Source organism: Piscinibacter sp. PDB5-1 (genome assembly GCF_056676035.1).
The window spans coordinates 147,948-173,478 of sequence record NZ_JBWVZL010000003.1 but is presented as its reverse complement, the minus strand read 5'-3'; the positions used below and the strand labels follow the sequence as shown (position 1 = coordinate 173,478).

Annotated in this window: 22 protein-coding genes; 7 read left to right on the top strand and 15 right to left on the bottom strand. The window is 67.2% G+C overall.

The window, feature by feature from the left end:
* Positions 1-5: 5 nt before the first annotated feature.
* From AC1KAT_RS13605 to AC1KAT_RS13565, 9 genes are all read right to left on the bottom strand, one after another.
* Positions 6-1,106 carry an NAD(P)/FAD-dependent oxidoreductase gene (locus AC1KAT_RS13605; protein ID WP_480326798.1) on the bottom strand — a complete coding sequence of 367 codons (1,101 nt, stop codon included), beginning with the start codon at positions 1,104-1,106 and terminating at the stop codon, positions 6-8.
* Between the two features lie 73 nt (positions 1,107-1,179).
* Positions 1,180-1,503 carry a ferredoxin FdxA gene (gene fdxA, locus AC1KAT_RS13600; RefSeq protein ID WP_480326796.1) on the bottom strand — a complete coding sequence of 108 codons (324 nt, stop codon included), beginning with the start codon at positions 1,501-1,503 and terminating at the stop codon, positions 1,180-1,182.
* Between the two features lie 69 nt (positions 1,504-1,572).
* The gene (gene cobA, locus AC1KAT_RS13595; RefSeq protein WP_480326794.1) at positions 1,573-2,295 is read right to left on the bottom strand and encodes a uroporphyrinogen-III C-methyltransferase; all 723 of its coding nucleotides are present in this window, start codon (positions 2,293-2,295) and stop codon (positions 1,573-1,575) included.
* Between the two features lie 10 nt (positions 2,296-2,305).
* Positions 2,306-3,589 carry a sulfate adenylyltransferase subunit 1 gene (locus tag AC1KAT_RS13590; RefSeq protein WP_480326792.1) on the bottom strand — a complete coding sequence of 428 codons (1,284 nt, stop codon included), beginning with the start codon at positions 3,587-3,589 and terminating at the stop codon, positions 2,306-2,308.
* 2 nt (positions 3,590-3,591) lie between these two features.
* Positions 3,592-4,551: a sulfate adenylyltransferase subunit CysD gene (gene cysD, locus AC1KAT_RS13585; protein WP_480326790.1), complete on the bottom strand. Its 960-nt coding sequence runs from the start codon at positions 4,549-4,551 to the stop codon at positions 3,592-3,594.
* Positions 4,548-5,327: a phosphoadenylyl-sulfate reductase gene (locus AC1KAT_RS13580; protein WP_480326788.1), complete on the bottom strand. Its 780-nt coding sequence runs from the start codon at positions 5,325-5,327 to the stop codon at positions 4,548-4,550. Before AC1KAT_RS13580 ends, cysD begins: the two co-directional genes overlap by 4 nt.
* A complete protein-coding gene (locus AC1KAT_RS13575) occupies positions 5,324-5,854 on the bottom strand; it encodes a DUF934 domain-containing protein (RefSeq protein WP_480326786.1) in 531 nt (176 codons plus the stop codon). Before AC1KAT_RS13575 ends, AC1KAT_RS13580 begins: the two co-directional genes overlap by 4 nt.
* 14 nt (positions 5,855-5,868) lie before the next feature.
* Positions 5,869-7,569 carry a nitrite/sulfite reductase gene (locus tag AC1KAT_RS13570; protein ID WP_480326784.1) on the bottom strand — a complete coding sequence of 567 codons (1,701 nt, stop codon included), beginning with the start codon at positions 7,567-7,569 and terminating at the stop codon, positions 5,869-5,871.
* 6 nt (positions 7,570-7,575) lie between these two features.
* Positions 7,576-8,349 carry a sulfite exporter TauE/SafE family protein gene (locus AC1KAT_RS13565; RefSeq protein WP_480326782.1) on the bottom strand — a complete coding sequence of 258 codons (774 nt, stop codon included), beginning with the start codon at positions 8,347-8,349 and terminating at the stop codon, positions 7,576-7,578.
* Positions 8,350-8,496: 147 nt separating this feature from the next.
* Here AC1KAT_RS13565 and AC1KAT_RS13560 point away from each other — a divergent pair, with 147 nt between their 5' ends.
* Positions 8,497-9,456: a patatin-like phospholipase family protein gene (locus AC1KAT_RS13560; protein ID WP_480326780.1), complete on the top strand. Its 960-nt coding sequence runs from the start codon at positions 8,497-8,499 to the stop codon at positions 9,454-9,456.
* 220 nt (positions 9,457-9,676) lie between these two features.
* Here the strand turns inward: AC1KAT_RS13560 and phaP are convergent, their stop codons facing one another.
* Positions 9,677-10,231: a TIGR01841 family phasin gene (gene phaP, locus AC1KAT_RS13555; RefSeq protein ID WP_480326778.1), complete on the bottom strand. Its 555-nt coding sequence runs from the start codon at positions 10,229-10,231 to the stop codon at positions 9,677-9,679.
* A 221-nt stretch (positions 10,232-10,452) separates the two neighbouring features.
* Here phaP and AC1KAT_RS13550 point away from each other — a divergent pair, with 221 nt between their 5' ends.
* Genes AC1KAT_RS13550 through AC1KAT_RS13530 form a run of 5 tightly spaced genes read left to right on the top strand, consistent with a single transcriptional unit; the run spans position 10,453 to position 15,537 of the window.
* Entirely contained in the window at positions 10,453-11,394 is a 942-nt protein-coding gene (locus AC1KAT_RS13550) for a histone deacetylase family protein (protein WP_480326776.1), read from the top strand.
* Positions 11,391-11,831 (top strand): acyl-CoA thioesterase, encoded by a 441-nt coding sequence (locus AC1KAT_RS13545; RefSeq protein WP_480326774.1) that lies wholly within the window; start codon positions 11,391-11,393, stop codon positions 11,829-11,831. Before AC1KAT_RS13550 ends, AC1KAT_RS13545 begins: the two co-directional genes overlap by 4 nt.
* 5 nt (positions 11,832-11,836) lie before the next feature.
* Positions 11,837-12,844, top strand: coding sequence for a 2-hydroxyacid dehydrogenase (locus tag AC1KAT_RS13540; protein ID WP_480326772.1), 1,008 nt, complete (start codon positions 11,837-11,839; stop codon positions 12,842-12,844).
* Positions 12,845-12,879: 35 nt separating this feature from the next.
* Positions 12,880-14,346 (top strand): DNA recombination protein RmuC, encoded by a 1,467-nt coding sequence (locus AC1KAT_RS13535; RefSeq protein ID WP_480326770.1) that lies wholly within the window; start codon positions 12,880-12,882, stop codon positions 14,344-14,346.
* A gap of 24 nt (positions 14,347-14,370) precedes the next feature.
* Complete coding sequence (locus tag AC1KAT_RS13530) at positions 14,371-15,537, top strand: MFS transporter (RefSeq protein WP_480326769.1); 1,167 nt, start codon at positions 14,371-14,373, stop codon at positions 15,535-15,537.
* 67 nt (positions 15,538-15,604) lie between these two features.
* On the opposite strand, the gene AC1KAT_RS13525 is transcribed toward AC1KAT_RS13530, so the two are convergent.
* The 5 genes from AC1KAT_RS13525 to AC1KAT_RS13505 form a co-directional block, all read right to left on the bottom strand.
* The gene (locus tag AC1KAT_RS13525; RefSeq protein WP_480326767.1) at positions 15,605-16,234 is read right to left on the bottom strand and encodes a glutaredoxin family protein; all 630 of its coding nucleotides are present in this window, start codon (positions 16,232-16,234) and stop codon (positions 15,605-15,607) included.
* A gap of 58 nt (positions 16,235-16,292) precedes the next feature.
* Positions 16,293-18,314 carry a M3 family metallopeptidase gene (locus AC1KAT_RS13520; protein WP_480326765.1) on the bottom strand — a complete coding sequence of 674 codons (2,022 nt, stop codon included), beginning with the start codon at positions 18,312-18,314 and terminating at the stop codon, positions 16,293-16,295.
* A 131-nt stretch (positions 18,315-18,445) separates the two neighbouring features.
* Positions 18,446-19,294 (bottom strand): bifunctional methylenetetrahydrofolate dehydrogenase/methenyltetrahydrofolate cyclohydrolase FolD, encoded by an 849-nt coding sequence (gene folD, locus AC1KAT_RS13515; protein ID WP_480326763.1) that lies wholly within the window; start codon positions 19,292-19,294, stop codon positions 18,446-18,448.
* A gap of 137 nt (positions 19,295-19,431) precedes the next feature.
* Complete coding sequence (locus AC1KAT_RS13510) at positions 19,432-20,055, bottom strand: response regulator transcription factor (RefSeq protein ID WP_480326761.1); 624 nt, start codon at positions 20,053-20,055, stop codon at positions 19,432-19,434.
* Between the two features lie 10 nt (positions 20,056-20,065).
* Positions 20,066-22,618: a PAS domain S-box protein gene (locus AC1KAT_RS13505; protein WP_480326759.1), complete on the bottom strand. Its 2,553-nt coding sequence runs from the start codon at positions 22,616-22,618 to the stop codon at positions 20,066-20,068.
* A gap of 168 nt (positions 22,619-22,786) precedes the next feature.
* Between AC1KAT_RS13505 and aceE the strand changes: the two genes are divergently transcribed.
* The gene (gene aceE / locus AC1KAT_RS13500) at positions 22,787-25,492 is read left to right on the top strand and encodes a pyruvate dehydrogenase (acetyl-transferring), homodimeric type (RefSeq protein ID WP_480326757.1); all 2,706 of its coding nucleotides are present in this window, start codon (positions 22,787-22,789) and stop codon (positions 25,490-25,492) included.
* Positions 25,493-25,531: the final 39 nt, after the last annotated feature.

Sequence of the window (25,531 nt, the reverse complement as noted above, 5' to 3'; positions counted from 1 at the left end):
GGCGATTATGGCGCGTGGCCTTCGGCGTGCCCGCTCGCGCCTGTGGTGGCGACACCGAGCAGCGCATGCAGCCGTGGACTCGTGGTCGTGTACTGCATCTGGATGCGCTTGTCCGGGAACACATGCGCCGTGGCGCCATAGGCCGCGAGCGTGGCCTCGTGAAAGCCGCAGAGGATCAGCTTCTTCTTGCCGGGGTAGGTGTTGATGTCGCCGACCGCGAAGAGGCCGGGCGTGGACGTCTCGAACTTCTCGGTGTCCACGACGACCTGCTTGCGTTCGAGGGCCAGGCCCCAGTCGGCGATGGGCCCGAGCCGCGGGCTCACGCCGAGGAAGGCGAACAGCGCATCGAGCCGCAGCGCGTGCGTGTCGCCTTCGATGTCGAGCACGCGCAGAGCCTGCAGCCGGCCATCGGCCTCATCGAGGCCCGCGATCTGGCCGGCCTGGAAGTGCAGTGCGCCGCTGTTGCGCAAGGCCTGCGTTCGGGCGATGAGTTCGGGTGCGCCCTGGAACGCATCGCGCCGGTGCAGCAAGGTGACGCGCGCCGGGCGCTCTGCCGGGGGGGCGTCGGCCAGCCGGCAGGCGGCGTCGAGCGCGGTGTCGTCGGCGCCGGTCACCACCACGTGCTGGCCGGCGAAACGCGCGGCCGGCTGCATCTCGTAGAAGAGCTGCGTGCCGCGAAATGCCTCGATGCCTTCCACCTTCAGCTGGCGGGGCTGGAACGACCCCACGCCGCCGGCAACGAAGACTGTTTTGGCGATGAAGCGCGTGCCGGTGGAGGTGCTGGCGTCAAAGCGACCATCGTCACGGCGGGCGAGGGTGGCGACCTCTTGGCCGAGGTGCCACTGGGGCTCGAAGGGGGCGACCTGCGCGAGCAGGCGCTCGACCAGTTCGCGCCCGGTGCAGCGGGTGATGCCGGGGATGTCGTAGATCGGCTTGTCGGCGTACAGCTCGACGCACTGGCCGCCGGCATGCGGCAGCGAATCGACCACATGGGCGCGGATTTCGAGCAGCCCGAGCTGGAACACCTGGAACAAGCCCACCGGACCGGCCCCGATGATCAGGGCGTCGGTCTCGATGGGCGAAGGGTGCGATGCGGCGAGGCTCACTCGGGACAGGTCACGCGCTGCGACTCAATCGAAGTGAGGGGCAAACAACGCCGCAGACAAGGGGCAACGCGAGTTACTTGATCAACTCGGACAGCTTGCCCGTTTTGTCTTTCCACTCGTCGGCATCGGGCAGCGCGGCCTTGCGCTTGGTGATGCTGGGCCAGTTTTTCGCCAGGTCGGCGTTCAGCTTGATCATGTGCTGCTGGTCGCCCGGCACGTCCTCCTCCGGCATGATCGCGTTGACCGGGCACTCGGGAATGCACACGGCGCAGTCGATGCACTCATCGGGGTCGATGGTGAGGAAGTTGGGGCCTTCGCGGAAGCAATCGACGGGGCAGACATCGACGCAGTCGGTGTACTTGCAGCGGATGCACGATTCGGTGACGACGTGAGTCATGGCTCGAAGGGGTAGGAAGGGAAAAGGGGTTCGCCACAAGGCGAAACGCGGGATTTTACGGGTTCGGGTTCACCCTGGAGCCGGCAGTGCAGCACCGGTGCCCAGCGGGCGTGCCCCGGCACCGACCGTGACGACCGCCGGCCGGTCGGCATGCAAGGGGCTGGCCTCTGCCAGCGTGGCAACGCAGTGGTCGCTGTGAAGGCTGTCGGGCCAGCCGGCGCGCGAGACCACGCTGACCGGGGTGTCGGCGGGCCAACCGGCGTCGAGCAGGCGGGCCGACAGCGCGGCCAGTTGCTTGCCGGCCATGTAGAAGACTTCGGTGTCGGCCGTGCGCGAGGCGTGCATGTCGCCGGTGCGCGTCATCGCCGTGGTGAGGCTCAGGCTGCGGCCGTTGCCGCGACGCGTGAGGGGGCGCTTGGACGCTGCCGCCGCGGCGAGCGCGGAGGTCACGCCCGGGATCACCTCGCTGTCGATGCCAGCTTCGGCCAGCGCATCAAGCTCTTCTTCGAGGCGTGCGAACATGCTCGGGTCGCCCCCCTTGAGCCGCACCACCAGCTGGGCTTTTCGCGCGTGTTCGATGAGCAGGGCGTTGATCTCGTCCTGCCCGGTGCTGTCGCGGAAGCCGCGCTTGCCCACGTGCAGCCACTGTGCCTTGGGCGCGAAGTCGCGCAGGGCGGGGTCGGTGAGGGCGTCGTACAGCACCACGTCGGCGTCGCCCAGACGCCGCGCACCACGCAGCGTGATGAGGTCGGCAGAGCCGGGACCGGCCCCGATGAAGACGACGAAGCCCATGATGCCGGCGTCAGGCTGCGGCCTTGACCAGCAGCGCGCCGCTGGTGCGGTTGCTGGCCGGGTCCACGATGATCAGCGCGCCGCCGACGCGGTTGTCGGCATAGGGCTCGACCGGCAGCGCCTGCTGGGTCTCGATCACCACGTGGCCGATCTCGTTGACGGCGAGTTCGTGGGCTTCGGTCGCTTGCAGCGAGTGGATGTCGAGCCGGCTCTCGATGCTGGAGATGCGCGCCTGCACCCAGCGGTTGCCGTGGCGCACCCAGTACTTGCGGCCGACGACGGCGGGCTCGGTGTCGAGCCAGGCGAGCGTGGCCGAGAAGCGCTGGGTCTCTTTGATGGTCTTGGGCGTGGCGATCCAGTCGCCGCGCGACACGTCGAGTTGGCGGTCGAGCAGCACGCCGGCCGACTGGCCGGCTTCGACCACATCCACCGTGTCGCCGGCAAGGCGCACCTCGGCGACGAGGGCGGTCTGGCCGCTCGGGAAGATCTGCACTTCGTCGCCGGCCTTCACGCGGCCATGGGCCACGCGGCCGAACAGCGAACGCGGCTGGTTGCCGGTGCCTTCGCCTTCACGCGACACGTACTGCACGGGGATCAGCAGGTCACCCTCTTTGCGCTCTTGCAGCGCGGGCAGCGATTCGAGCAGTTGCAGCAGCGAGGGGCCGTCGTACCAGTCGGCATCGAGGGGCTGCGTGACGTTGTCGCCACGCAGCGCCGAGCACGGGATGATCCCGGCGACGTCGATGCCGGCCTGCTGGGCGAAGGCCCGCAGCGCTTCGCTGACGGTGTTGAACGCGCGCGCCGGGTCGGCGACGGCGTCGAGCTTGTTCACCGCGAAGACGATGCTGGGCACGCGCAGCAGGTGGGCCAGCAGCGCATGGCGGCGCGTCTGCGGCAGCAGGGCCACGGGTTGGGCGTCGATGTCGATCTTGGTGATGTCCACCAGCACCACGGCGGCATCGCTGCCGGCGGCGGCGGTGACCATGTTGCGCGTGTACTGCTCATGGCCGGGGGCGTCGGCGATGATGAATTTGCGCTGCTTGGTGGCGAAGTAGCGGTAGGCCACGTCGATGGTGATGCCTTGCTCGCGTTCGGCTTCGAGGCCGTCGGTCAGCAGCGACAGGTCGATGGGCGCGCCGGCGGCACGCTTTTCGAGCGTGTCGAGCTGGTCGGCCAGGATCGCCCGGCTGTCGTACAGCAGGCGGCCGATCAGTGTGCTCTTGCCGTCGTCCACGCTGCCTGCGGTCAGGAAGCGCAGGGCGCGGTGGTCTTTTATGGGGGCGGCAGTGCTCATGTTCAGAAGTAACCCTCTTTTTTCCGGCGCTCCATCGAAGCATCCGAGGTCCGGTCGTCCATGCGTGTCGCACCGCGTTCGCTCACGGTGACCTTCAGCGTTTCAGCCACGATGTCGGTGGCGTTGGCGGCCGGGCTTTCGACCGGGCAGGTGCAGGTCATGTCGCCCACGGTGCGGAAACGCACCTGCGCGGTCTCGACCTGCTCGTCGCCTTCGGGCGGCGTCACGTCGGTCAGCGGCACCAGCAGGCCCTTGCGGCGGATGACCTGGCGGTCGTGCGCGTAGTACAGCGTCGGCAGCGGGATGTTCTCGCGGGCGATGTAGAGCCACACGTCGAGCTCGGTCCAGTTGCTGATCGGGAAGGCGCGCATGTGCTCGCCCGGCTTGATGCGCGTGTTGAACAGCGTCCACAGCTCGGGGCGCTGCTCTTTCGGCTGCCATTGGCCGAAGCTGTCGCGGTGGCTGAAGATGCGCTCTTTCGCGCGGGCTTTTTCTTCGTCGCGGCGGGCGCCGCCCATCAGCACGTCGAAGCGGTGTTCTTCGATGGCTTCGAGCAGGGCCACCGTTTGATGGCCGTTGCGCGATTCGAGCGGGTGGCTCAGGCGAACCGTGCCGCGCTTGATCGAGTCTTCGAGGTGACCGACGACCAGTCGTTCGCCCATCTCGGCGACGCGGCGGTCACGGAATTCGATGACCTCGGGGAAGTTGTGGCCGGTGTCCACGTGCAGCAGCGGGAAGGGCAGGCGACCCTTGTATTCGCCGTCCTTGCCCTTGGTCTTGAAGGCCTTCTCGGCCAGGCGCAGCACCACGCACGAGTCCTTGCCGCCCGAGAACAGCAGGGCAGGGCGCTCGAAGGCGGCCACGGTTTCGCGCAGGATGAAGATGGCCTCTTCTTCGAGCCAGTCGAGGTGGGTGTGGTCCAGCTCGGGGAGCAGTTGCTCCACGGTCAGCGGGGCGTTCATTTGCGTTCTCCAATCATCGATACAGCGGCGGCTTCGGCCCCCGACGACGCTTTGGCGTCGTCCCCATGGGTCGCGTGCAGGCCGCACTCCTTGGCCTTCTCGTCTTCCCACCACCAGCGGCCGGCGCGGAAGTCTTCGCCGACGGCGATGGCCCGCGTGCAGGGCGCGCAGCCGATGCTGGGCATGAACTCGTCGTGCAGCGGGTTGTAGGGCACGTTGTGGGTGGCGATGTAGTGCCACACGTCGGCCCACGACCAATCGGCCAGCGGGTTGAACTTGATGCGGTCCTTGTCGTCAGGCTCGCTGAAGGGCACGTCGCCGCGGTTGTTGCTCTGCTCGCGGCGCAGGCCGGTCACCCAGGCGCTGCGGTTGGCCAGCATGCGTGACAGCGGTTCGAGCTTGCGGATGCCGCAGCAGCCCTTGCGCAGGTCGATGCTTTCATACATGGCCTTCTCGCCATGGTTCTTGACGAACTGGATGACAGCCTCGGCCTGCGGCGTGTAGACCTCGACCTTCAGGCCATAGCGTTCTTCGATGCGCGGGATCAGCGCGACCGTCTGCTCGTGCAGCGCGCCGGTTTCGAGCGTGCCGACGGCGATGCCGATCTGGTGCTTGGCGATCAGGTCGGTGAGCACCATGTCTTCGGCACCGAGGCTGGTGGCCTGCACGGCCTTGCCGGGGTGTTCGGTCGCCGCTTGCTTCAGCACGGCGATGGCGTTGGCCACGCGGGCGTCGAAGCCCTCGGTCTGGCGGGCATACAAGGCAATCGCGCTCATATCGCCGACCCCGCTTGATTGAACGGCGTGGCCTTGATCTCTTCACCTCGGCGGGCGAACACGGGGCGGTGCTCTTCGACGTCGCCCTGGTAGTGGCCCGGGAAGAAACCCAGCGCCCGCTCGGCGACATCGCGCGACTGGTCGGCACGCAGCTGGGCGGCATCGAAGCCGGTGCGCTGCATCAGCAGCACCATGTCGACCAGCACCTCGCCGATGCCGCGCACTTCACCGGCGAAGCGGTAGCGCGAGCGCAGCAGGCGGGCCTGGCTGTAGGCTCGGCCATCGACCCACTTCGGAAATTCGAGTGCGACGAGCGCCAGGCGCGGCAGGTCGGCCGCCAGTTCTTCGATGTCGTGGTCGTTCGGGAAGATCACGCCCACGGGCAGGTCGGCCGGCCAGGTGGACCGCACGGCGTGCCATTGCGCCAGCGTGAGCAGGCAATGCGGGGCCGGGGTGACGTTGACCATCGGGCCGTCGTCGCCGATGAGCGTGTGCCAGGGGTCGCGGTGGGTGTCGATGAATTTCATGGGTGCTCCCGGGCTCAGGCCGCGGCCTTGGCGGTGGAACGACGCACCGCGTTGGCGGCGGTCTTGAACGGGTCGAGGCCGACGCGCTTGACGGTGTCGATGAATCGCTCGTTGGCGGCGCGCTGGCCACGGTAGGTCTCGATCACGGCTTCGATCACGTCGCCCACTTCGTCGGCGGCGAACGAGGGGCCGATCACCTTGCCCGGCACGGCTTCGCCGCTGATGGTGGAGCCGTCGGAGCCGCCGAGCGAGACCTGGTACCACTCCTTGCCGTCTTTATCGACGCCGAGGATGCCGATGTGCCCGCTGTGGTGGTGGCCGCACGAGTTGATGCAGCCGCTGATGTGCAGGTCGATGTCACCGATGTCGTAGAGGCGGTCGAGATCGTCGAAGCGCGAGGTGATGTCTTCTGCGATGGGGATCGACCGTGCATTCGCCAGCGCGCAGAAGTCGCCGCCGGGGCAGTTGATCATGTCGGTGAGGAAGCCGATGTTCGGCGTGGCGAAGCTGGCCGCTTTGGCCTGCTCGTACAGCGCGGGCAGGTCGCTTTCTTTCACCCAGGGCAGCACGAGGTTCTGGTCGTGCGACACCCGCAGCTCGCCGTGGCTGAACTTGTCTGACAGGTCAGCGGCCTGGTCCATCTGCACGTCGGTGGCGTCGCCGGGCGGCTGGCCCGCCCGCTTGAGCGACAGCGTCACCGCGCAGTAGCCCGGCACCTTGTGGCCGTGCACGTTACGCTCGATCCAGCGCTTGTAGGCCACCGGTGCGTCGCTCGGCACGTGGCGCGACGAATTGGCGATGGGCGCCACACCTTCGGGCAGCGTGAACAGCGCCGAGACGCGGTCGAGTTCGGCTTGCGGAATGATGTGCGCGGCGCCATCCACGTCGTGTTCGAGGATGTTCTTGAACTCGGCCTGCACCGCGTCCACGAACTTCTGGCCCTCGGCCTTCACGAGGATCTTGATGCGCGCCTTGTACATGTTGTCGCGCCGGCCGTAGCGGTTGTAGACCCGCACGATGGCTTCGATGAACACGAGGATCTGCTGCCACGGCGTGAACTCGCTGATCACCGTGCCGACCACCGGCGTGCGGCCCATGCCACCGCCCACCAGCACCTGGAAGCCGACCTCGCCTCGCTCGTTCTTGAGCAGTTGCAGGCCGATGTCGTGCCAGGCAATGGCGGCGCGGTCTTCCTTCGCGCCGCTGACGGCGATCTTGAACTTGCGCGGCAGGAAGGCGAACTCGGGGTGCAGCGTCGACCACTGGCGCAGCACTTCGCAGTACGGGCGCGGGTCCACGATCTCATCGGGGGCGATGCCGGCGAAGCAGTCGCTCGTGGTGTTGCGGATGCAGTTGCCGCTGGTCTGGATGCCGTGCATGCTGACCGAGGCCAGCTCGTCCATCACGTCGGCGCTTTGCGTCAGCGGAATCCAGTTGTATTGCAGGTTCTGGCGCGTCGTGAAGTGGCCATAGCCGCGGTCGTAGGTGCGGGCGATGTGCGCGAGCTTGCGCAACTGCGCGCTGCTCAGTTCGCCGTAGGGCACGGCCACACGCAGCATCGGCGCGTGGCGCTGCACGTACCAGCCGTTTTGCAGGCGCAGCGGGCGAAATTCATCGTCGCTCAGGGTGCCGGCGAGGTTGCGCTGAAGCTGGTCACGAAACTGCGCGGCGCGCTGCTTGACGAACTGGCGGTCGAACGAGGTGTACTGATACATGGCGAATCAATGAATGACCTTGAGGCCGGCGGTGACGAGCGAAATGCACAAGAGCGTGCGGACGAGGCGGTCGGGTATTTTCCTCGTCAATTGGGCGCCGATCCAGATGCCGGGGATGGACCCCATCAGCAACCACACCAGCAGCAGCCAATCCACATGGCCGAGCGTGGCGTGGCCGATGCCGGCCACCAAAGTCAAGGGCACGGCGTGGGCGATGTCGGTGCCGACCACGTGGCGGGCTTCCATCTTGGGGTAGAGGATCAGGATCAGCGTCGCGCCGATGGCCCCGGCGCCGATCGAACTCAGCGTGACCAGCACCCCGAGCAGGGCGCCGCTGGCCACCGTGAGCCCGGGGCGGCGCGCTTCGGTCACCCAGCGCGACAGGTACACGCCCACCGCATGCCAGGTCTGCTTGAACGCCACGGTGACCGCCGTGAGCAGCAGGGCGATGCCGAGCGAAAACGTCAGCGCGCTGGCCCAGCCCTTGGTCACGCCGGTGAAGTGCATCAACGCCAGGGTGAGCAGCGAGGCCGGCACGCTGCCCGCCAGCAGCAGCAGGGTGACGCGGCCGTTGACATGGCCGTGGCGGCGGTGCGCCACCGCACCCGAGGTCTTGGTCAGCGCGGCGAACCACAGGTCGGTGCCGATCGCCGTGGCCGGGTTGAGCTTGAACACCGTCAGCAGCAGCGGCGTCATCAGCGAGCCGCCGCCCACGCCCGTCAACCCGACGATGGCGCCGACGCCAAAGCCGCTGAGGATTGCCACGTAGTCGAAGGTCATTGCAGGGGGCGCAGGCGGGCCGGATTGCGGAAGAAGGCGCGGATTGTGACGACACTCTTCATATTCCAAAACAACCAAATCGTTGATTGGTTATTCCGAGATGGAATGAAGTGAGTGGCGGGCGCGGTTTCTACAATCCGCGCCACCATGCCCCTGCACATCCTGTTCTCTTTCAGCCGGCTCCGCGTTTTCGCGGCAGCCGTGCTTCTCGGTTCTTTGTCGGCCTGCGTCACCACGCCGACTCAGCAGACCACGACCCCGCCGGTCGTGACCCCACCCGACACCCCGGCCTCGGCGCCTCCCGTCGTGCAAGTCCCGCGCCTGCCGCGCGTGGGCTTGGCGCTGGGTGGCGGTGCGGCACGAGGCTTCGCCCACATCGGTGTCATTCAGGTGCTCGAAGAAAACGGCGTCAAGGTCGATCTGGTCGCCGGCACCTCGGCCGGCAGCCTGGTGGCCGCGCTTTACGCCGCCGGTCGCAACGGGGCGGCGCTGGGCACGATGGCCGACTCGATGGACGAATCGGCGTTCGCCGACTGGGCCTTTCCGGGTCGGGCGCTGATCCGCGGCGAGGCACTGGCGCGCTATGTGCGCGAAAACACGGGCAACCGCACCATCGAACAGTTCCGAATGCCGCTGGGCATCGTTGCCACCGACCTCGACAGTGGCCAACCCATCCTCTTTCAGCGCGGCGACCCTGGTCTCGCGGTGCGCGCGTCGAGCGCGGTGCCGGCGGTGTTTCAGCCGGTGAAGATCGGCACGCGTGAATATGTCGATGGCGGCCTGGTGTCGCCCGTGCCGGTGCGTTTTGCCCGCCAGATGGGCGCCGAGGTGATCGTTGCGGTGGACATTTCGCAGGCGCCCGAAGGCGCAATCACCAGCGACCCGATGCGCATGCTGCTGCAGACCTTCGCCATCATGGGCAAGAGCATCAACAACTTCGAGTTGCGCGAGGCCGACGTGGTGCTGCGGCCTCGGCTACCCGGCGTGTCGGGCGCCGATTTCGGTGCGCGCAAAAAGTCGATCCAGGCGGGCCGGGAAGCGGCCCAGGCGGCGTTGGCGGACCTGAAGGCACGCATTGCCGCCAAGACGCGCTACGTGCCGGGCTGAGGCCGAACGCGTCCACCAAACAAAGCGGCCCCGGTGTTGCCACCGAGGCCGAAAGGTACCTGGAATCCGAATTCGCGAAGTACCGAGGAGACAACCTTTCAGGGAGACCGCAGGGATCGCCTGCGGAACTCATCAGATGTGATGACTGGAAAGAAGTTCAACCCGGTGACCGACGGCGCGAATCGGACCGGCCCTCGAAGGGGCCGGCGTTTCGCGTCAATCAGGCGGCGCGCTTGGGCTTGACAGCCGCTTGCTGCGTGGCCTTGACGGCCGTGTTGGTCAGCGCTTGAAAGTTGGCTTCGGCGACATCGGCGGCCTGCTTGGCAGCCTTGTGCACGCTTTCGTAGGCGTTGTTGGCTGCAGCGACAGCCGACTTCACCAGCGCGACGGCGTTTTCGGTGCCGGCGGGCGCGTTCTTCACGGCGTTGTCCACGACGGACATGAACTTCTTCTGCGCTTCAGCGGCCTGCGCTTCGGCGACCTTGCCGATGTCGGCGTTGGTGCTGGCAGCGATGTCATACAGGTGGCGGCTGTAAGCGGCGGCCTTTTCGGCGACCGGTTGCAGCAGGCCAGCTTGCAGGGCCATCAGTTCCTGGGCGTCCTTGACCGACATCGCGGCCTTGGTGGTTTCAGCGACTTCACCGATCGCGGCCTTGGCCACTTGCAGGTTCAGTTCGACGAGCTTTTCGATCCCTTCGAAGGCCTTGCCGGTGACACCGAAGAGGGTTTCGACATTGGCCTTGTGGGCAGCAACCAGTTGTTCAGCGGTCAGCATTTCGTGCATCTCCAGAGGGTTAGTTCGGGTTTCTGACACAGCTATGTTGCGCTGCACCATGGGACCGAAGTATACGAATGGCGGTCACGAAGACAAGCTTTTTCTGCTGCGTTGCAGCAAACTAGGGGGATGGCTCTAAAGTGAACGGGTGTGGACTTCCATCATGGGAAGGCCGCCGCCCGATGTTCCACCCCGCAATCTTCCTAGTACCGCCACCCTCAATGCGCGTTTTTGACTCCTCTCGGTACTCGCTCATGCTGCCCGCCGGACACCGCTTTCCGGCCACCAAGTACCCCTTGCTGCGAGAGCGTCTTTCGCAGGCATTGCCGGAAGTCACCATCGAGGAATCCCCCCCGGCCAGCGACACCGATCTCATGCGCGTCCACACGTCAACGTACGTGGATGCGGTGGTGCAAGGCACATTGTCCGCGGCCGAAGTGCGCGAAATTGGGTTTCCTTGGACGCCCGGCATGGTCACCCGATCGCGGCATTCCGTCGGCGCGACGATCGGCGCGGCGCGTGCGGCGCTGACCGAGGGCGTGTCCGCCAACCTTGCAGGCGGTACGCACCACGCCAGCGCCGACCGAGGCGGCGGCTACTGCGTGTTCAACGACGTCGCGGTGGCGGCGCGCCTGATGCAGTCCGAGGCGCATGCATTGGGGCGGGCGAGCCCGCTGCGCGTGCTCGTGGTCGATCTCGACGTGCACCAGGGCAATGGCACCGCCGCGATCTTTCGAGACGACCCGACGGTGTTCACGCTGTCGCTGCACTCCGAGAAAAACTTTCCTTTCCGCAAAGAGCCGGGCGATCTCGACGTGGGCCTGCCCGACGGGTGTGGTGACGCCGAATACCTGGCCGCGCTCGACGAGGCGCTTGAGCGCGTCTGGCAGCACCACGGCGAAGAACTGCCCACACTCGCGTTCTACCTGGCCGGGGCCGACGTGCACGAAGGCGACCGTCTGGGCCGCCTGAAGCTCAGTGCCGACGGCATGGGCGAGCGGGACCGGCGCGTGCTGAATGCGCTGCGCGAGCGCCGCATCCCCGTCGCGCTGGCCATGGCCGGCGGCTACGGCAGGGTGGTGGACGAGACCGTGGCACTGCACCTGCAGAGCCTGCGCGAGGCCTTCGCCAGTTGGCAGCGGTGGAACAATCGCGCGCCATGAGCACCCGCCCGCAACCCGAACCCCGCAATGCCTTCCGCCACTTCACCACGCTCACCACGCGCTGGATGGACAACGACGCGTACGGTCACCTCAACAACGTCGTCTACTACAGCCTCTTCGACACGGCGGTGAACCGCTACCTGATCGAAGTCGGCGCGCTCGACATCCAGCGCAGCCCGGTCATCGGGCTCGTGGTTGAGACGCACTGCAACTTCTTCTCGTCCATCGAATTTCCGCAGATCGTCGAAGCCGGCCTGCGCGTCGTGCACCGCGGCGCGACCAGCGTGCGCTACGAGATCGGCCTGTTCGTGGCCGGTGAGCCGATGAGCGCCGCACGAGGGCACTTCATCCACGTCTACGTGGACCGCGAGACCCGCCGCCCGACGCGAGCCCTGCCCACGGCGCTGTTGAAAGCGCTCGACGCACTCACGGTGTGACTGCCATGGCAGCGCGGCCCTCCGTCTTCGTGGCGCGGGCGATGTTTCCCGAGGTTCTGGATCGCCTGCGCGCGCACTTCGACGTCGATCACAACGCCGACGACCGCACGTTCAGCACCGGGCAACTGGCCGAGCGCCTGCAGGGCCACGCCGGCGTGCTGATCACCGGCAGCGAGCCCATCACCGCCGAACTGCTCGATGGCAACCCGCAGCTGCGCGCCGTGTGCAGCATGGCGGTCGGCCACAACAACATCGACATCGCCGCCTGCACGGCGCGCGGCGTGCTGTGCAGCAACGCGCCCGACGTGCTGACCGAAACCACCGCCGATTTCGGCTTCGCGCTGATGATGGCCGCGGCCCGGCGCATCAGCGAGTCCGAGCACTTCTTGCGGCGCGGCGAATGGACGAAGTGGTCGGTCGATCTCTTCGCCGGGTGCGACGTGCACGGCACGACGCTCGCCATCCTCGGCATGGGCCGCATCGGCCGGGCGATCGCTCGGCGCGGGGCACTCGGCTTCGGCATGCAGGTGGTCTATCACAACCGTTCGCGGCTCTCACCCGAGCAAGAAGCCGCCTGCGGCGCGCGTTACGTGGACAAGGACGAGTTGTTCGCCCGTGCCGACCACCTGGTCATCGTTGTGCCCGGCGGGGCCGGCACGCACCACCTCGTCGGTGCGGCCGAACTTGCGCGAATGAAACCCAGCGCCACGCTGACCAACATCGCTCGCGGCGGTGTGGTGGACGACGCGGCGCTCGCCCAGGCGCTGCGCGAAGGGCTCCTTGCGGCGGCGGGGCTCGATGTGTACGAGGGCGAACCGCAGGTGCACCCCGACCTGCTTGCATTGCCCAACGTCGTGCTCACCCCGCACATCGCGAGCAGCACCCGCGCCACGCGGCTCGCGATGGCCGAGCTCGCCGCCGACAACCTCATCGCGGCGCTGGGCTGCGGCGAGCACGCCGGCCACCCGCCCACGGCACTGAACCCCGAGGTGCTTTCGCGCACCGTAACCTGAGCGGTGGGCTCGAAGACGCCTGAGACAATCGACCGATGACCGAAGCGTTTCCGTGGCTGCTGCTGGCGCTGAATGCGCTGATTCTTGGGGTGTTGATCTGGTCGGCGCTGCGTCGGCGTGACGATGGCAGCGCGGCCCGCGAGGCCGAAGCCAGCCAGCGTCTCGAACGCGGCCTGCGCAGCGAGGTGCAAGACTCGGCGCGCGGCACGCGCCAAGAGATCGCGCAGAGCCTCACGCTCTTCCAGCAGACGCTGCTGACCCAGTCGGGCGATGTCGCCCGCACGCAGAACGAGCAGATCGATTCTTTCCGTACACAGCTCGCCGCCATGCAGCAGGCGGTGGCGCAGTCGCTGCAGGCGGCCAGCCAGTCGCTGGCGCTGCAGTCGCAGGCTGGGCGAGAGGCGCAAGACCTGGCGCTCAAGCGCTTCGGCGAGGCCTTGAACGACCAGTTGCGCCACCTGGCCCAGAGCGTCGAGCAGCGGCTGGTGCAGGTGCAGGGCGCGGTGGACACCCGGCTCGCCGCGATCCAGACCGACAACGAGAAGAAGCTCGAGCAGATGCGTGCCACGGTGGACGAGAAGCTGCACGCCACGCTCGAACAGCGCCTGGGCGAGAGCTTCAAGCTGGTGGCCGACCGGCTCGACCAGGTGCACAAGGGCCTGGGCGAGATGCAGACCCTGGCGCGCGACGTGGGCTCGCTCAACCGCGTGCTGACCAACGTGAAGACGCGCGGCATCTTCGGCGAGGTGCAGCTTGCCGGGTTGCTCGAGCAGGTGTTCACGCCCGAGCAGTACGCGACCAACGTCGAGACCGTGCCGGGCAGCGGCTCACGCGTCGAGTTCGCCATCCGCCTGCCGGGCCAGCGCGACGACGGCGTGCCGCTCTGGCTGCCGCTCGACGCGAAATTTCCGCGCGAAGACTACGAACGCCTGCTCGACGCGCAAGACCGGGCCGACGCGGTGGCGGTCGAGGTCGCGGCCAAGGCCATCGAACAACGCCTGCGCGCCGAGGCGAAGACGATCCGCGAGAAGTACGTCGCACCGCCGCACACCACCGACTTCGGCATCCTCTTCGTGCCCACCGAGGGCCTGTACGCCGAGGCCTTGCGCCGGCCGGGCCTGGTCGAGTCGATGCAGCGCGAGCACAAGGTGATGCTGGTCGGCCCGACCACGTTGCTGGCCACGCTCACCAGTTTGCAGATGGGCTTTCGCACGCTGGCGCTCGAAAAGCGCTCGGCCGAGGTCTGGGAGGTGCTGGGCGCGGTCAAGACCGAGTTCGGCAAGTTCGGCGACGTGCTCGCCAAGACCAAGAAGAAGCTCGACGAGGCCAGCAACAACATCTCGTCGGCCGAGGTGCGGGCCCGCGCCATGGCGCGCAGGCTGCGCGGCGTCGAGGCCTTGCCCGAAGCGCAGGCCAAGCTGCTGCTGCCGGGCACCGGCGACGAGATCGAGGCGGACGAAGAAGAGGGCGCCAGCCCCACCCAGGGCATCAGCCCGGGTTGACGGCCGGCTGAGCGTCCTGCCGCCATGCCTGCTGTTCCGCGCTCGCTGCTGGCCCTGATCCTCGGTCAGGTCAGCCTGCATTCGTGCATGGCCGGGGTGCGGGTCGCGGCGCCGCTGCTGGTCCTGCGCGACGGCGCACCGGCCTGGATGGTCGGCGTGCTGCTCGGCCTGTTCGCGGCCGCGCCGGTGCTGGTGTCGTTGCGCGCCGGGCGCCTGGCCGACCGCCACGGCTACCACCGGCCGGTGGGCATCGCGGTGGCGCTCACCGTCGTTGGCGGCTTGCTCGCGCTGCTGGCGACCTTTGTGCCGCAAGGCCGCTTCGCGCTGCTGTGCGTGGCAGCGGCCTTGTGCGGCAGTGGCACCAACGTCGGCCTGATCGCCATCCAGCGCAGCGCGGGCCGCCTGGCCGCGGGCGACCGCAGCCAGCTGACCCGGGTCTTCAGCTGGCTGGGCCTGGCGCCGGCCCTGTCGAACATCGTCGGCCCCGTGGTGGCCGGCGCCTTGATCGACCTCACCGGCTTTGCCGGCGCCTTTGGCGTGCTGCTGCTGATGCCGCTGGCCACGTTGGCCTGGGCCTCACAGGTACCGCGCGAGGCACCCCGCGCGGCCGCCGGCCCGGTCACACCCGGCGGCGCGCTGCAGTTGCTGGCGACACCGGGCCTGCCCCGCCTGCTGCTGGTGAACTGGCTGATGTCGTCGAGCTGGGACATGCACGCCTTCGTCGTGCCGGTGCTGGGCCACGAGCGTGGCTTCAGCGCGTCAGCCATCGGGCTCATCCTTGGCGCTTTCGCGGCAGCGGTGGCTGGGGTGCGGTTTCTGATCCCCTTCGTGGCCGAGCGGCTGCGGCCGAGCCAGGTGCTGGTGGGCGCCATGGGGCTGACGGCGGGGGTGTTCGCCGTTTACCCGCTGATGCAGCATCCACTGGCAATGGGCGTGTGCGCGACAGCCCTGGGCCTGGCGCTCGGGTCGGTGCAGCCGATGATCATGACGACCTTGCATCACGTGACGCCGGTTGATCGGCATGGCGAGGCGATCGCGCTGCGCTCGATGACGATCAACGCATCGAGCGCGCTGATGCCCTTGCTGTTTGGCGTGCTCGGCGCGACGGTCGGTGCGGCCGGGTTGTTCTGGCTGATGGGCGCGGCGGTGGGCCTGGGCAGCTGGCAGGCGCGACGCGTGGGCCACGAATGAAACAGGCCGCCCGAGGGCGGCCTGTGCCGGTTGCATGGCGGTGGTGCGGCGCGGTGGGCGCGCCCGGTCAGAAGCGGAAGCCGCCCGGCGCGGGCGCCGGCGCTGCCGGCAGCGAGCCGGGTTGCGGCGCCGGGGCCGGGGCGGGTTCGATGGCGGGCGGCACGAGCGGCGTGGCGGCGCTGGGCCGGTAGCTGGCGGGCAGGCGCGAGTCCTTAGGGTAGCCCGCGGCATCGAGGTACGACGTCCATTCGTCGGGTTGCAGGCCGCGCAGCAGCTTCGAGCCGATGGCCACCACGGGCAGGTCGCGCGCGCCGCTCAGGCGTTGCAGCGCTTCGCCGTCGGCGTTGGTCGTGACGGTCTTCTCGCTGAACGGAATGCCGCGCTTCGTCAGCAGTTGGCGGCCCGCCTCGCAGGCGTCGCAGCCGGTCGTCACGTACAGCGTCACGGGGTAGCGCTGCGCCGCCTGGCGCAATTCGAGCGGTAGCGACGCGGTGTCAGGTGCGGGTGCGCCGCGACTCGCGTTGATCGGCTGCACCTTGTTCTCTGGCCCGAGCGGCGGCTTGTCGGTGAAGCTGACCTTGCCATCGGGGCCGATGACCTTGTACATGGCAAAAGCCGGCGCCGAGGCCATCAGCATGGCCGCGCAGACGGCTGCCAAGGTGGCGGCGCGAGGGGACGGGAAGCGGGTCGAATCCATCTTGAGCGGGTCTCCTGTTCGGGTGCGGCGTGATCGTTTGCGTGGGCCTTGCGTCGGCTCAGCCGGCCATGCCCTGGTGACGCAGCAGCGCGTCGATCGTCGGTTCGCGGCCCCGGAAGGCCTTGAAGCTTTCCATCGCCGGGCGGCTGCCGCCGGCTTCGAGGATCGCTTCGCGGTAGCGCCGGCCAGTGTCGGGGTTGAGGGTACCTGTTTCCTCGAAGGCGCTCCAGGCGTCTGCACTCAGGACTTCTGCCCATTTGTAGCTGTAGTAGCCGGCCGAGTAGCCGCCCGCGAAGATGTGCGAGAAGCCGTGCTGGAAGCGGTTGAAGACCGGCGGCACGACCACGGCGACCTCTTTGCGCACCTCGTCGAGCAGTTGCTGGATGCGCTCTTCGCTGCCGGGCTCGGCGTGCAAGCGCATGTCGAACAGCGCGAACTCGACCTGCCGCAGCGTCTGCATGCCGCTTTGGAAGTTCTTGGCTGCGAGCATCTTGTCGTACAGCGTGCGCGGTAGCGGCTCGCCGGTGTCCACGTGGGCGGTCATGTGCTTGAGCACGTCCCATTCCCAGCAGAAGTTCTCCATGAACTGGCTGGGCAACTCGACCGCGTCCCACTCGACGCCCGAGATGCCCGACACGCCGATGTCGCCCACCTGCGTGAGCATGTGGTGCAGGCCGTGGCCGAACTCGTGGAAGAGCGTGGTCACCTCGTCGTGCGTCAGCAGCGCGGGCTTGTCGCCCACCGGCGCCGCGAAGTTGCACACCAGGTGCGCGACCGGCGTCTGCGTGACGCCCTCGGGGCGCACCCAGCGGCTGCGGACGTCGTCCATCCAGGCGCCGGGTCTCTTGCCGGCGCGCGCGTAGGGGTCGAGGTAGAACTGGCCGACCAGCTGGCCCTGCCGCTCGATGCGGAAGAAGCGCACCGACGGGTGCCACACCGGCGCGGTGTCGGGGCGAATCGCCACCTCGAACAGCGTCTCGATGATGCGGAACAGCCCGTCGAGCACCTTGCTTTCGGTGAAGTACGGCTTGACCTCTTGTTCGCTGAACGCGTAGCGGCGCTCTTTCAACTTTTCGCTGGCGAAGGCCACGTCCCAGGCCTGCAGCTCGGGCAGGCTCAGTTCGTCGCGGGCGAATTCGCGCAGCTCGGTCAGGTCGCGCTCGCCATAGGGCTTGGCACGCGCAGCCAGGTCGCGCAGAAAGTCGATGACCTGCTTCGGCGTGTCGGCCATCTTGGGCACCACCGACACCTCGGCGAAGTTGGCGTAGCCGAGCAGGCGCGCCTCTTCCTGGCGCAGCGCCAGCAACTCACGCATCACGGCCGAGTTGTCCTGCTCTTGCGGGCCGAACTCGCTGGCGCGCGTCACGTAGGCCTTGTAGAGCTGCTCGCGCAACGAGCGGTTGGTGCCGTACTGCATCACCGGCAGGTAGCTCGGCAGGTGCAGTGTGAGCTTGTAGCCGTCACGGCCTTCGGCCTGCGCTGCGGCACGCGCGGCCGCCACCGCGTCGGCGGGCACGCCGGCCAGGTCGGCTTCGGTGACGAAGAGCGAGAAGCCGTCGGTCGCATCGAGCACGTGCTCAGAGAACGACTGGCGCAGCGCGGCCTGGCGTTCCTGGATCTGCGCATAGCGCTCACGCGCCTCGCCTTGCAACTCGGCACCCGACAGCACGAAGTCTCGGATGGCGTTCGACAAGGCCTGGCGGCGCGGGGCGCTCAGCGCCGGGGCCGACGCGCCCTCGGCGATCGCCTTGTACTTGGCGTACAGGCGCTCGTCGGCGCCCATGCGGGTATGAAACTCGGTGACGGCGGGCAGGTTCTCGTTGTAGGCGGCGCGCAGCTCGGGGCTGTCGGCCACGCCGTTCAGGTGCTGCACGGCGCCCCAGGCGCGGCTCAGGCGTTCGGTCGCCACGTCGAGCACGGCCGAGAGGGCGTCGTAGTCGGCGGGCGTGGCGTCGCTGGTGGCGCGTTCGAGCGCCGCGTCGGCGTCGGCCAGCAACTCGGTGATCGCCGGCGTCACATGCTCGGGACTGATCGCATCGAAACGGGGCAGGTCGGTCGTGTCGAGCAAGGGGTTCGTCATCGAGGGCTTCCTTTTCGCGGGGCGGGCACTTCTGGGCGCGGGTGTGGGGCTTCGAGTCGGTCGGGCAAGCCGTGTTCCGTCTCCGTGGCGGCTGTTTGACCACGTGATGGCAGAAGGCCCACCTTCAACGGTCAAACCACACGTTCGGCTGACTCCAGGGTGTTCATGAGCAGCATCGTGATGGTCATCGGGCCGACACCGCCCGGCACGGGGGTGATCCAGCCGGCGACTTGCGAGACACCGGCAAAGTCCACATCGCCGCAGAGCTTGCCTTCGTCGTTGCGGTTCATGCCAACGTCGATGACCACGGCACCAGGCTTCACCATGTCGGCTGTCACCGTGTTGCGGCGGCCCACGGCGGCAACGATGACGTCCGCCTGCTTCGTGTGAAAGGCCAAGTCGGGCGTGGCGCTGTGGCAGATCGTCACGGTGGCGTTGGCTTGCAGCAGCAGCAGGCCCATCGGTTTGCCCACCGTGTTGCTGCGGCCGATGACCACCGCGTGCTTGCCGCGCAGATTGAAGCCGGTCGATTCGATCAGTTTCATGCAGCCGTAGGGCGTGCAGGGGCGAAAGCCCGGCAGGCCGCTCGCCAACTCACCGGCGCTCAGCACCGAGAAGCCGTCCACGTCTTTCGTGGTCGCGATGGCCGCGATGACCTTCTGCGGGTCGATGTGCTTGGGCAGCGGCATCTGCACCAGGATGCCGTGGATCGAATCGTCCTTGTTGAGCGCGTCGATGCGCGCCAGCAGCTCGGCCTCGCTCAGCGTGGCCTCGTACTTCTCGAACACCGAGTGGATGCCCGACTCGCCGCATGCCTTGACCTTGTTGCGCACGTAGACCGCGCTGGCCGGGTCTTCGCCGACCAGGATCACCGCCAGGCCGGGCTGGCGGCCCTGGGCCGTGAGGGCGGCGGCGCGCTGGGCGATCTCGCCGCGCAGTTGTTTGGACAGGGCGTTGCCGTCGATGAGTTGAGCGGTCATGGTCTTGCTTCGGAAAAGGTGGTTCGAGCGGATCGACGAGAGGGGTGAGAACTTGAATCAGACGATGCCAAAGGAAAGATTCGGCGGCTGAAGCAAAAAGGGCCGCATCGAGCGGCCCCTTCGTCGGGTGTGTGGCTTCAGCCCTTGGTCTGCGCGCCGAGGGCGATCTTCAACAGGTCGGCCACGGTGTTGGCATTGAGCTTTTCCATGATGTTGGCGCGGTGCGCCTCGACCGTCTTGATGCTGATGCCCAGGTCGTCGGCGATCTGTTTGTTCAGGCGGCCGGCGACGATGCGTTCGAGCACCTGCGATTCGCGGGTGGTCAGGCGCGAGAGCAGGGCGTCGCGGCTGGCGGCCTCTTGGTGATGCGAGAACGCGCTGCGGGCTTGGTCGAGCATGCGCTCGACGAGGCCCAGCAGGTCTTCTTCCTTGAAGGGCTTTTCGATGAAGTCCATCGCGCCCTTTTTCATGGTCGTCACGGCCATCGGCACGTCGCCGTGACCGGTGATGAAGACCACGGGCAGGGGCGACCGGCGTTCGAGCAGGCGGTCTTGCAGTTCAAGGCCGCTCATGCCTTCCATGCGGATGTCGGCAATCAGGCAGGCCACTTCGCGCGGGTCGAAGCGGGAGAGGAAGGATTCGGCCGAGTCGAAGCACTTGACGCGGTAGTCCTTGCCTTCGAGCAGCCACTGCAACGAGTCGCGGACCGCCTCGTCGTCGTCAACCACATAGACCGTGCCTTTTTTCGGGATCAAGCTCATGGGTGCTGTCTCAGGTCAGGGCCTGTTCTAGGCCTGGTGTCTTGGTGGTTTCGACGGGCAGCGTGAATGCAAAACGACAGCCCACAGCGAGGTCGCCATTGTAGAGGTTCTGGGCTCTGATCCGGCCCCTGTGGCTCTCGATGATCGAGCGGCACAGGCTCAGGCCAATGCCCAGCCCCTCGGCCTTGGTCGAGAAGAAGGCCTCGTACAAACGCGAGAGCACTTCTTCCGAGATGCCTGGCCCGCTGTCGGTCACGCTGAACTCGATGACTTCGCCTTCGTCGGGGATGTTCTTCGGCACCACACGCAGTTCGATGTTGCGGCGGTCTGACGAGAGGCCGGCGTTGTCGATGGCCTCGGCAGCGTTCTTGAGCAGGTTGAGCACGACCTGCTCGATGAGGATCGGATCGCACATCAAAGTGGGCAGGCGTTGCGCCACGTACACCTGCAGCGACACGCTGCGCCGGCGCATCTCGATGCCGGCCAGATCGACCGCGTCTTCGACGATGGTCTGCGCCTGCGCGGGTTGGCGCTGCGGCTCGCTGCGTTTCACGAAGGCGCGGATGCGGCGGATGATCTGCCCGGCGCGGTCGGCCTGCTTGGCGGTTTTTTCGAGCGCGGCGATGAGGTCGGGCTTCTCGATGCTCTCGGCCTTCACGCGAGAGACCATGCCGTTGCAGTAGTTGGTGATGGCGGTGAGCGGCTGGTTGAGCTCGTGCGCCACCGACGAGGCCATCTCGCCCATGGTGATCAGCCGGCTGGTCACCTGCGCTTTCTCGGCCTGCTGCGCGGCTTGCACCTCGGTCTGTTTGCGGCTGGTGACGTCGGTTGCGATCAGCATCTGCGCGAGCCGGCCGTCGGTCCATTGCAGGTAACGCGCACGCACGTCGAACCACTTGCCGAGCGACTCGATGTACAGCTCGCGCGGGTCGGAGCCGGCTTCGGTGAGCTCTTGCGTCGGCAGGCCGCCGTAGCTGTCCACCGAATCGCCGACGTCGCTGAGCGTGGGCAGGCCGCTGTCGGTGCCGGCCAGCTGGCCGTGACCGCGCGCGTCCGACCCGAACCACAGGCGGTACGAGCGGTTGGCGAACAGCAGCTCGCCCTGCTGCACCGAGAGCACCGACACGGCGGCATCGAGCCCTTCGAGCACGGTCGTGAAGCGCTCGTGCGAAGCCGAGAGCTGGTCGCGCACGCGCTTGGCCTCGGTGATGTTGGTCATCGAGGTCATCCAGCCGGTCTGCACGCCCTTGGGGTCGATCAGCGGCGAGACGTACATGCGCGCATCGAACTGCGAGCCGTCCTTGCGCATCACCTTCACCTCGATGCCGCCGGCCGGGCTGCGGCCCTGCAGTTCTTGCTGCAGCAGCCGGTTGTTTTCTTCGATGCGGTCGGGCGGCCAGTGAGGGAAGGGCGGCATGCGGCCGATCAGCTCGTTCTCGCTGAAGCCGGTCATGGCGCAGAAGGCGGGGTTCACGTAGGTGATGCGGCCTTCCATGTCCATCGCGCGCATGCCGGTGAGCATGGAGTTTTCCATCGCCCGGCGGAAGTTGGTCTCGCTGACCAGCGTGTTCTGCATCTGCAGGCGCCGGCGCATGTGGCGCCAGGTGCCGAGCAGCATCCACACGGTCAGGGCGCTCAGCGCCGCGACCATCCAGAACAGCGTGTTGCTGATCAGGCCGATGGACGTGCGGTAGCCCTCGCCGCGCAGCACCAGCCCGTTGTTGGTGGACGCGATGGGCACCAGGTGCACGATCGAGGCGCGCTGGCCGGGCTGGTTGGCGGGCAGTTCGCCGCCCCCCCCGCTCACGGTGCTGGCGATGATCTTGTCGTTTTCGTCGAGCAGGGTGATCGCATGTCGCTTGATCACCTCGTTGGGGACGAAGTAGCGGATCAGCGACTCGGCTGAATATTCGGCCACCAGCACGCCCGAGAAGGTGCTGCGCTCGATCAGCGGAATCTGCACCTGGAACACCGGCGTGCCGTACACGTCGTCGAAGGGGCGCGTGTAGGTCGGCTGGCGAAAGTCGCGCACGATGGCGAAGGCGTTCTCGGGCGCGGTCTGGCTGCCTTCCTGCGGCAGCGAGGGGCCGAGGTCGGACGACGAGGTGGCGTTTTCTTCGGGGTGGAAGGTCACCGCCGAAAAGCTGGCGCGGCGGGTGCGGTTGGCGTTCAGCCACAGCACGTTGGTCACCTCGGGTCGCTCGCGCGCAAAGGTCGCGGCCTGGGTCAGAAAACCCTTCTCGTCGATGGCCTTGGTGCCGATCTCGCGCGCGAAGCGCACCAGTTGCTCTTGGTTTTCGATCAGCCGCAGGCGAATCTGCTGCTGCGCGATCTCGGTGTCGCGTTTGACCGACTCCTGCTCGCGCTCGAACTCTTCGTTGCGCAGGTACCAGAAGGCGGAAATGATGGCGGCCAGAAACAGCAGCACCGACACCAGCGGCCCGAGCGTCGCAAAACGGTCTTGCCGGGCCGGCGACTGCCGCCGCCACCAGCCGTCGAACAGGCGTTGAGGCCGGACGGCACCAGGGGAACTTGTGGGGCCGGTGGCAGGAGAAGACGACATGCGGCGATTATCGAGGGCCTACGGGCGGTGGAAGGCCGGTGCAAACGTGATGCAGTCCGCAGCATGCCCCGGACTTTGTCGTAATGCGAAAAAGCATCGCGCTATTTGGAAAAATTGCGAGTTGTGGGAGACTCCGGCCACCCGCTCGAGGACCCCAAGGAGACGCCCATGTCAGCCATCCCGAAGTCATTTCTGGGGGCCGCGGCCAACGACGCCGATGCCCAGGAAACCCGCGAATGGCTTGAGGCCTTGTCTGCGGTCATCGAGGCCGAAGGCGGCGAGCGGGCGCACTTTCTGCTGGAGCAGTTGATCGACCACGCCCGGCAGGCGGGCATCGACCTGCCGTTCTCGGCGCGCACGGCCTACGTCAACACCATTCCGCCCGACCAGGAAGAGCGTTGCCCCGGCAACCTCGACATCGAAGAGCGCCTGCGCGCCTACATGCGCTGGAACGCGATGGCGATGGTGGTCAAGGCCAACCGCCTGCACCCCCATGACGGCGGCGACCTGGGCGGGCACATCTCGTCCTTCGCCTCGCTGGCGACCATGTTCGGAGCCGGCTTCAACCACTTCTGGCACGCCGAGCACGAAGGCCACGGGGGCGACCTCATCTACTTTCAGGGCCACTCGTCGCCCGGCATCTATGCACGCGCCTTCATGGAAGGGCGCATCAGCGAAGCGCAGCTGAACAACTTCCGGCAAGAGGTCGATGGCCACGGCATCAGCAGCTACCCGCACCCGAAGCTGATGCCCGAGTTCTGGCAGTTCCCGACCGTGTCGATGGGCCTGGGCCCGCTGATGGCGATCTACCAGGCGCGCTTTCTCAAGTACCTGCACGCGCGCGGCATTGCCGACACGGCCAACCGCAAGGTGTGGGTCTTCTGCGGTGACGGCGAGATGGACGAGCCCGAATCGCTGGGCGCCATCGGCCTGGCGGCGCGCGAGAAGCTCGACAACCTGATCTTCGTCGTCAACTGCAACCTGCAGCGGCTCGACGGCCCGGTGCGAGGCAACGGCAAGATCATCCAAGAGCTCGAAGGCGAGTTCCGCGGCTCGGGCTGGAACGTCATCAAGCTGCTGTGGGGCGGCTACTGGGACCCGCTGCTGGCGCGCGACAAGGAAGAGTTGCTGCGCAAGGTGATGATGGACACGGTCGACGGCGACTACCAGGCCTACAAGGCCAACGACGGTGCCTTCGTGCGGCAGCACTTCTTCGGCAAGCACCCCAAGCTGTTGGAAATGGTCGCCAAGATGAGCGACGCCGACATCTGGCGCCTGAACCGCGGGGGCCACGACCCGCAGAAGGTCTATGCGGCCTACCACCGCGCGGTCAACACCAAGGGCCAGCCGACGGTGCTGCTGATCAAGACCGTCAAGGGCTTCGGCATGGGCAAGAGCGGCGAAGGCCGCAACACCGCGCACCAGACCAAGAAGCTCACCGACGACGACATCCGCGCCTTCCGCGACCGCTGGAACATCCCCGTGCCCGACGACCAGCTCGCACAGGTGCCGTTTTACAAGCCGGCCGACGACACGCCCGAGATGCGCTACCTGCAAGAGCGACGCCGCGCGCTCGGCGGCTCGCTGCCCAAGCGCCGTGTGAAGGCCGAAGAGTCGCTGGCCGTGCCGCCGCTCGACACCTTCAAAGCCGTGCTCGAACCCACCGCCGAAGGCCGCGAGATCAGCACCACGCAGGCCTACGTGCGCTTCCTCACGCAGTTGCTACGCGACAAGGACCTCGGCCCGCGCGCCGTGCCCATCCTCGTGGACGAGGCTCGCACCTTCGGCATGGAAGGCCTCTTCCGCCAGATCGGCATCTACAACCCCGAGGGCCAGAACTACACGCCGGTCGACAAAGACCAGGTGATGTACTACCGCGAAGACAAGGCCGGGCAGATCCTGCAAGAGGGCATCAACGAAGCCGGCGGCATGAGCAGCTGGATCGCGGCGGCCACCTCGTACAGCACCAACAACCGCATCATGGTGCCGTTCTACGTGTACTACTCAATGTTCGGCTTCCAGCGCATCGGCGACCTGGCGTGGGCGGCGGGCGACATGCAGGCGCGTGGCTTCCTGCTGGGCGGCACCTCGGGCCGCACCACGCTCAACGGCGAAGGACTGCAGCACGAAGACGGCCACAGCCATGTGCTGGCCGGCACCATTCCGAACTGCATCAGCTACGACCCGAGCTTCGCGCACGAGGTCGGCATCATCCTGCACCACGGCCTCAAACGCATGGTCGAGAAGCAGGACAACGTCTTCTTCTACCTGACCCTGCTGAACGAAAACTACGCGATGCCCGGCCTCACGCCGGGCACCGAAGAGCAGATCATCAAAGGCATGTACCTCTTGATGCCCGGCGCGAAGAAGACGCCGCGCGTCAACCTGCTGGGCAGCGGCAGCATCCTGCGCGAGAGCATCGCGGCCAAAGAGCTGCTCGAAAAAGACTGGGGCGTGGCCGCCAACGTGTGGAGCTGCCCGAGCTTCAACGAACTGGCCCGCGAGGGGCAAGACTGCGAACGCTGGAACCTGCTGCACCCGACCGAGACACCGCGCGTGCCCTTCGTCGCGCAGCAGCTCGACAAGCACGCCGGCCCGGTGATCGCCTCGACCGACTACGTGAAGAACTACGCCGAGCAGATCCGCGCGCATTTGCCCAAGGGGCGAACGTACAAGGTGCTGGGCACCGACGGCTTCGGGCGCAGCGACTTCCGCTACAAGCTGCGTGAGCACTTCGAGATCAACCGCCACTACATCGTGGTTGCGGCGCTGAAATCCCTGGCCGAAGAGGGCTCGGTGCCGGCCGCTAAAGTCGCCGAGGCGATCCAGACGTATGGGCTCAACGTGGACAAGGTGAATCCGCTGAACGCGTGATCTGCGCCTGATCCTTGCCTCATCCTTCCGCGACAACAA

Excerpts from the sequence above, each read along its gene's own strand:
- AC1KAT_RS13575 (WP_480326786.1), bottom strand. The coding sequence starts at position 5,854 with ATGAAATTCATCGACACCCACCGCGACCCCTGGCACACGCTCATCGGC.
- AC1KAT_RS13545 (WP_480326774.1), top strand. The coding sequence starts at position 11,391 with ATGAGCACCCGCCCGCAACCCGAACCCCGCAATGCCTTCCGCCACTTC.
- folD (WP_480326763.1), bottom strand. The coding sequence starts at position 19,294 with ATGACCGCTCAACTCATCGACGGCAACGCCCTGTCCAAACAACTGCGC.
- fdxA (WP_480326796.1), bottom strand. The coding sequence starts at position 1,503 with ATGACTCACGTCGTCACCGAATCGTGCATCCGCTGCAAGTACACCGAC.
- AC1KAT_RS13565 (WP_480326782.1), bottom strand. The coding sequence starts at position 8,349 with ATGACCTTCGACTACGTGGCAATCCTCAGCGGCTTTGGCGTCGGCGCC.
- phaP (WP_480326778.1), bottom strand. The coding sequence starts at position 10,231 with ATGCTGACCGCTGAACAACTGGTTGCTGCCCACAAGGCCAATGTCGAA.
- AC1KAT_RS13560 (WP_480326780.1), top strand. The coding sequence starts at position 8,497 with ATGCCCCTGCACATCCTGTTCTCTTTCAGCCGGCTCCGCGTTTTCGCG.
- AC1KAT_RS13510 (WP_480326761.1), bottom strand. The coding sequence starts at position 20,055 with ATGAGCTTGATCCCGAAAAAAGGCACGGTCTATGTGGTTGACGACGAC.
- AC1KAT_RS13525 (WP_480326767.1), bottom strand. The coding sequence starts at position 16,234 with ATGGATTCGACCCGCTTCCCGTCCCCTCGCGCCGCCACCTTGGCAGCC.
- AC1KAT_RS13580 (WP_480326788.1), bottom strand. The coding sequence starts at position 5,327 with ATGAGCGCGATTGCCTTGTATGCCCGCCAGACCGAGGGCTTCGACGCC.
- AC1KAT_RS13590 (WP_480326792.1), bottom strand. The coding sequence starts at position 3,589 with ATGAGCACTGCCGCCCCCATAAAAGACCACCGCGCCCTGCGCTTCCTG.
- AC1KAT_RS13520 (WP_480326765.1), bottom strand. The coding sequence starts at position 18,314 with ATGACGAACCCCTTGCTCGACACGACCGACCTGCCCCGTTTCGATGCG.
- cobA (WP_480326794.1), bottom strand. The coding sequence starts at position 2,295 with ATGGGCTTCGTCGTCTTCATCGGGGCCGGTCCCGGCTCTGCCGACCTC.
- aceE (WP_480326757.1), top strand. The coding sequence starts at position 22,787 with ATGTCAGCCATCCCGAAGTCATTTCTGGGGGCCGCGGCCAACGACGCC.
- AC1KAT_RS13535 (WP_480326770.1), top strand. The coding sequence starts at position 12,880 with ATGACCGAAGCGTTTCCGTGGCTGCTGCTGGCGCTGAATGCGCTGATT.
- AC1KAT_RS13570 (WP_480326784.1), bottom strand. The coding sequence starts at position 7,569 with ATGTATCAGTACACCTCGTTCGACCGCCAGTTCGTCAAGCAGCGCGCC.
- cysD (WP_480326790.1), bottom strand. The coding sequence starts at position 4,551 with ATGAACGCCCCGCTGACCGTGGAGCAACTGCTCCCCGAGCTGGACCAC.
- AC1KAT_RS13530 (WP_480326769.1), top strand. The coding sequence starts at position 14,371 with ATGCCTGCTGTTCCGCGCTCGCTGCTGGCCCTGATCCTCGGTCAGGTC.
- AC1KAT_RS13540 (WP_480326772.1), top strand. The coding sequence starts at position 11,837 with ATGGCAGCGCGGCCCTCCGTCTTCGTGGCGCGGGCGATGTTTCCCGAG.
- AC1KAT_RS13550 (WP_480326776.1), top strand. The coding sequence starts at position 10,453 with ATGCGCGTTTTTGACTCCTCTCGGTACTCGCTCATGCTGCCCGCCGGA.
- AC1KAT_RS13505 (WP_480326759.1), bottom strand. The coding sequence starts at position 22,618 with ATGTCGTCTTCTCCTGCCACCGGCCCCACAAGTTCCCCTGGTGCCGTC.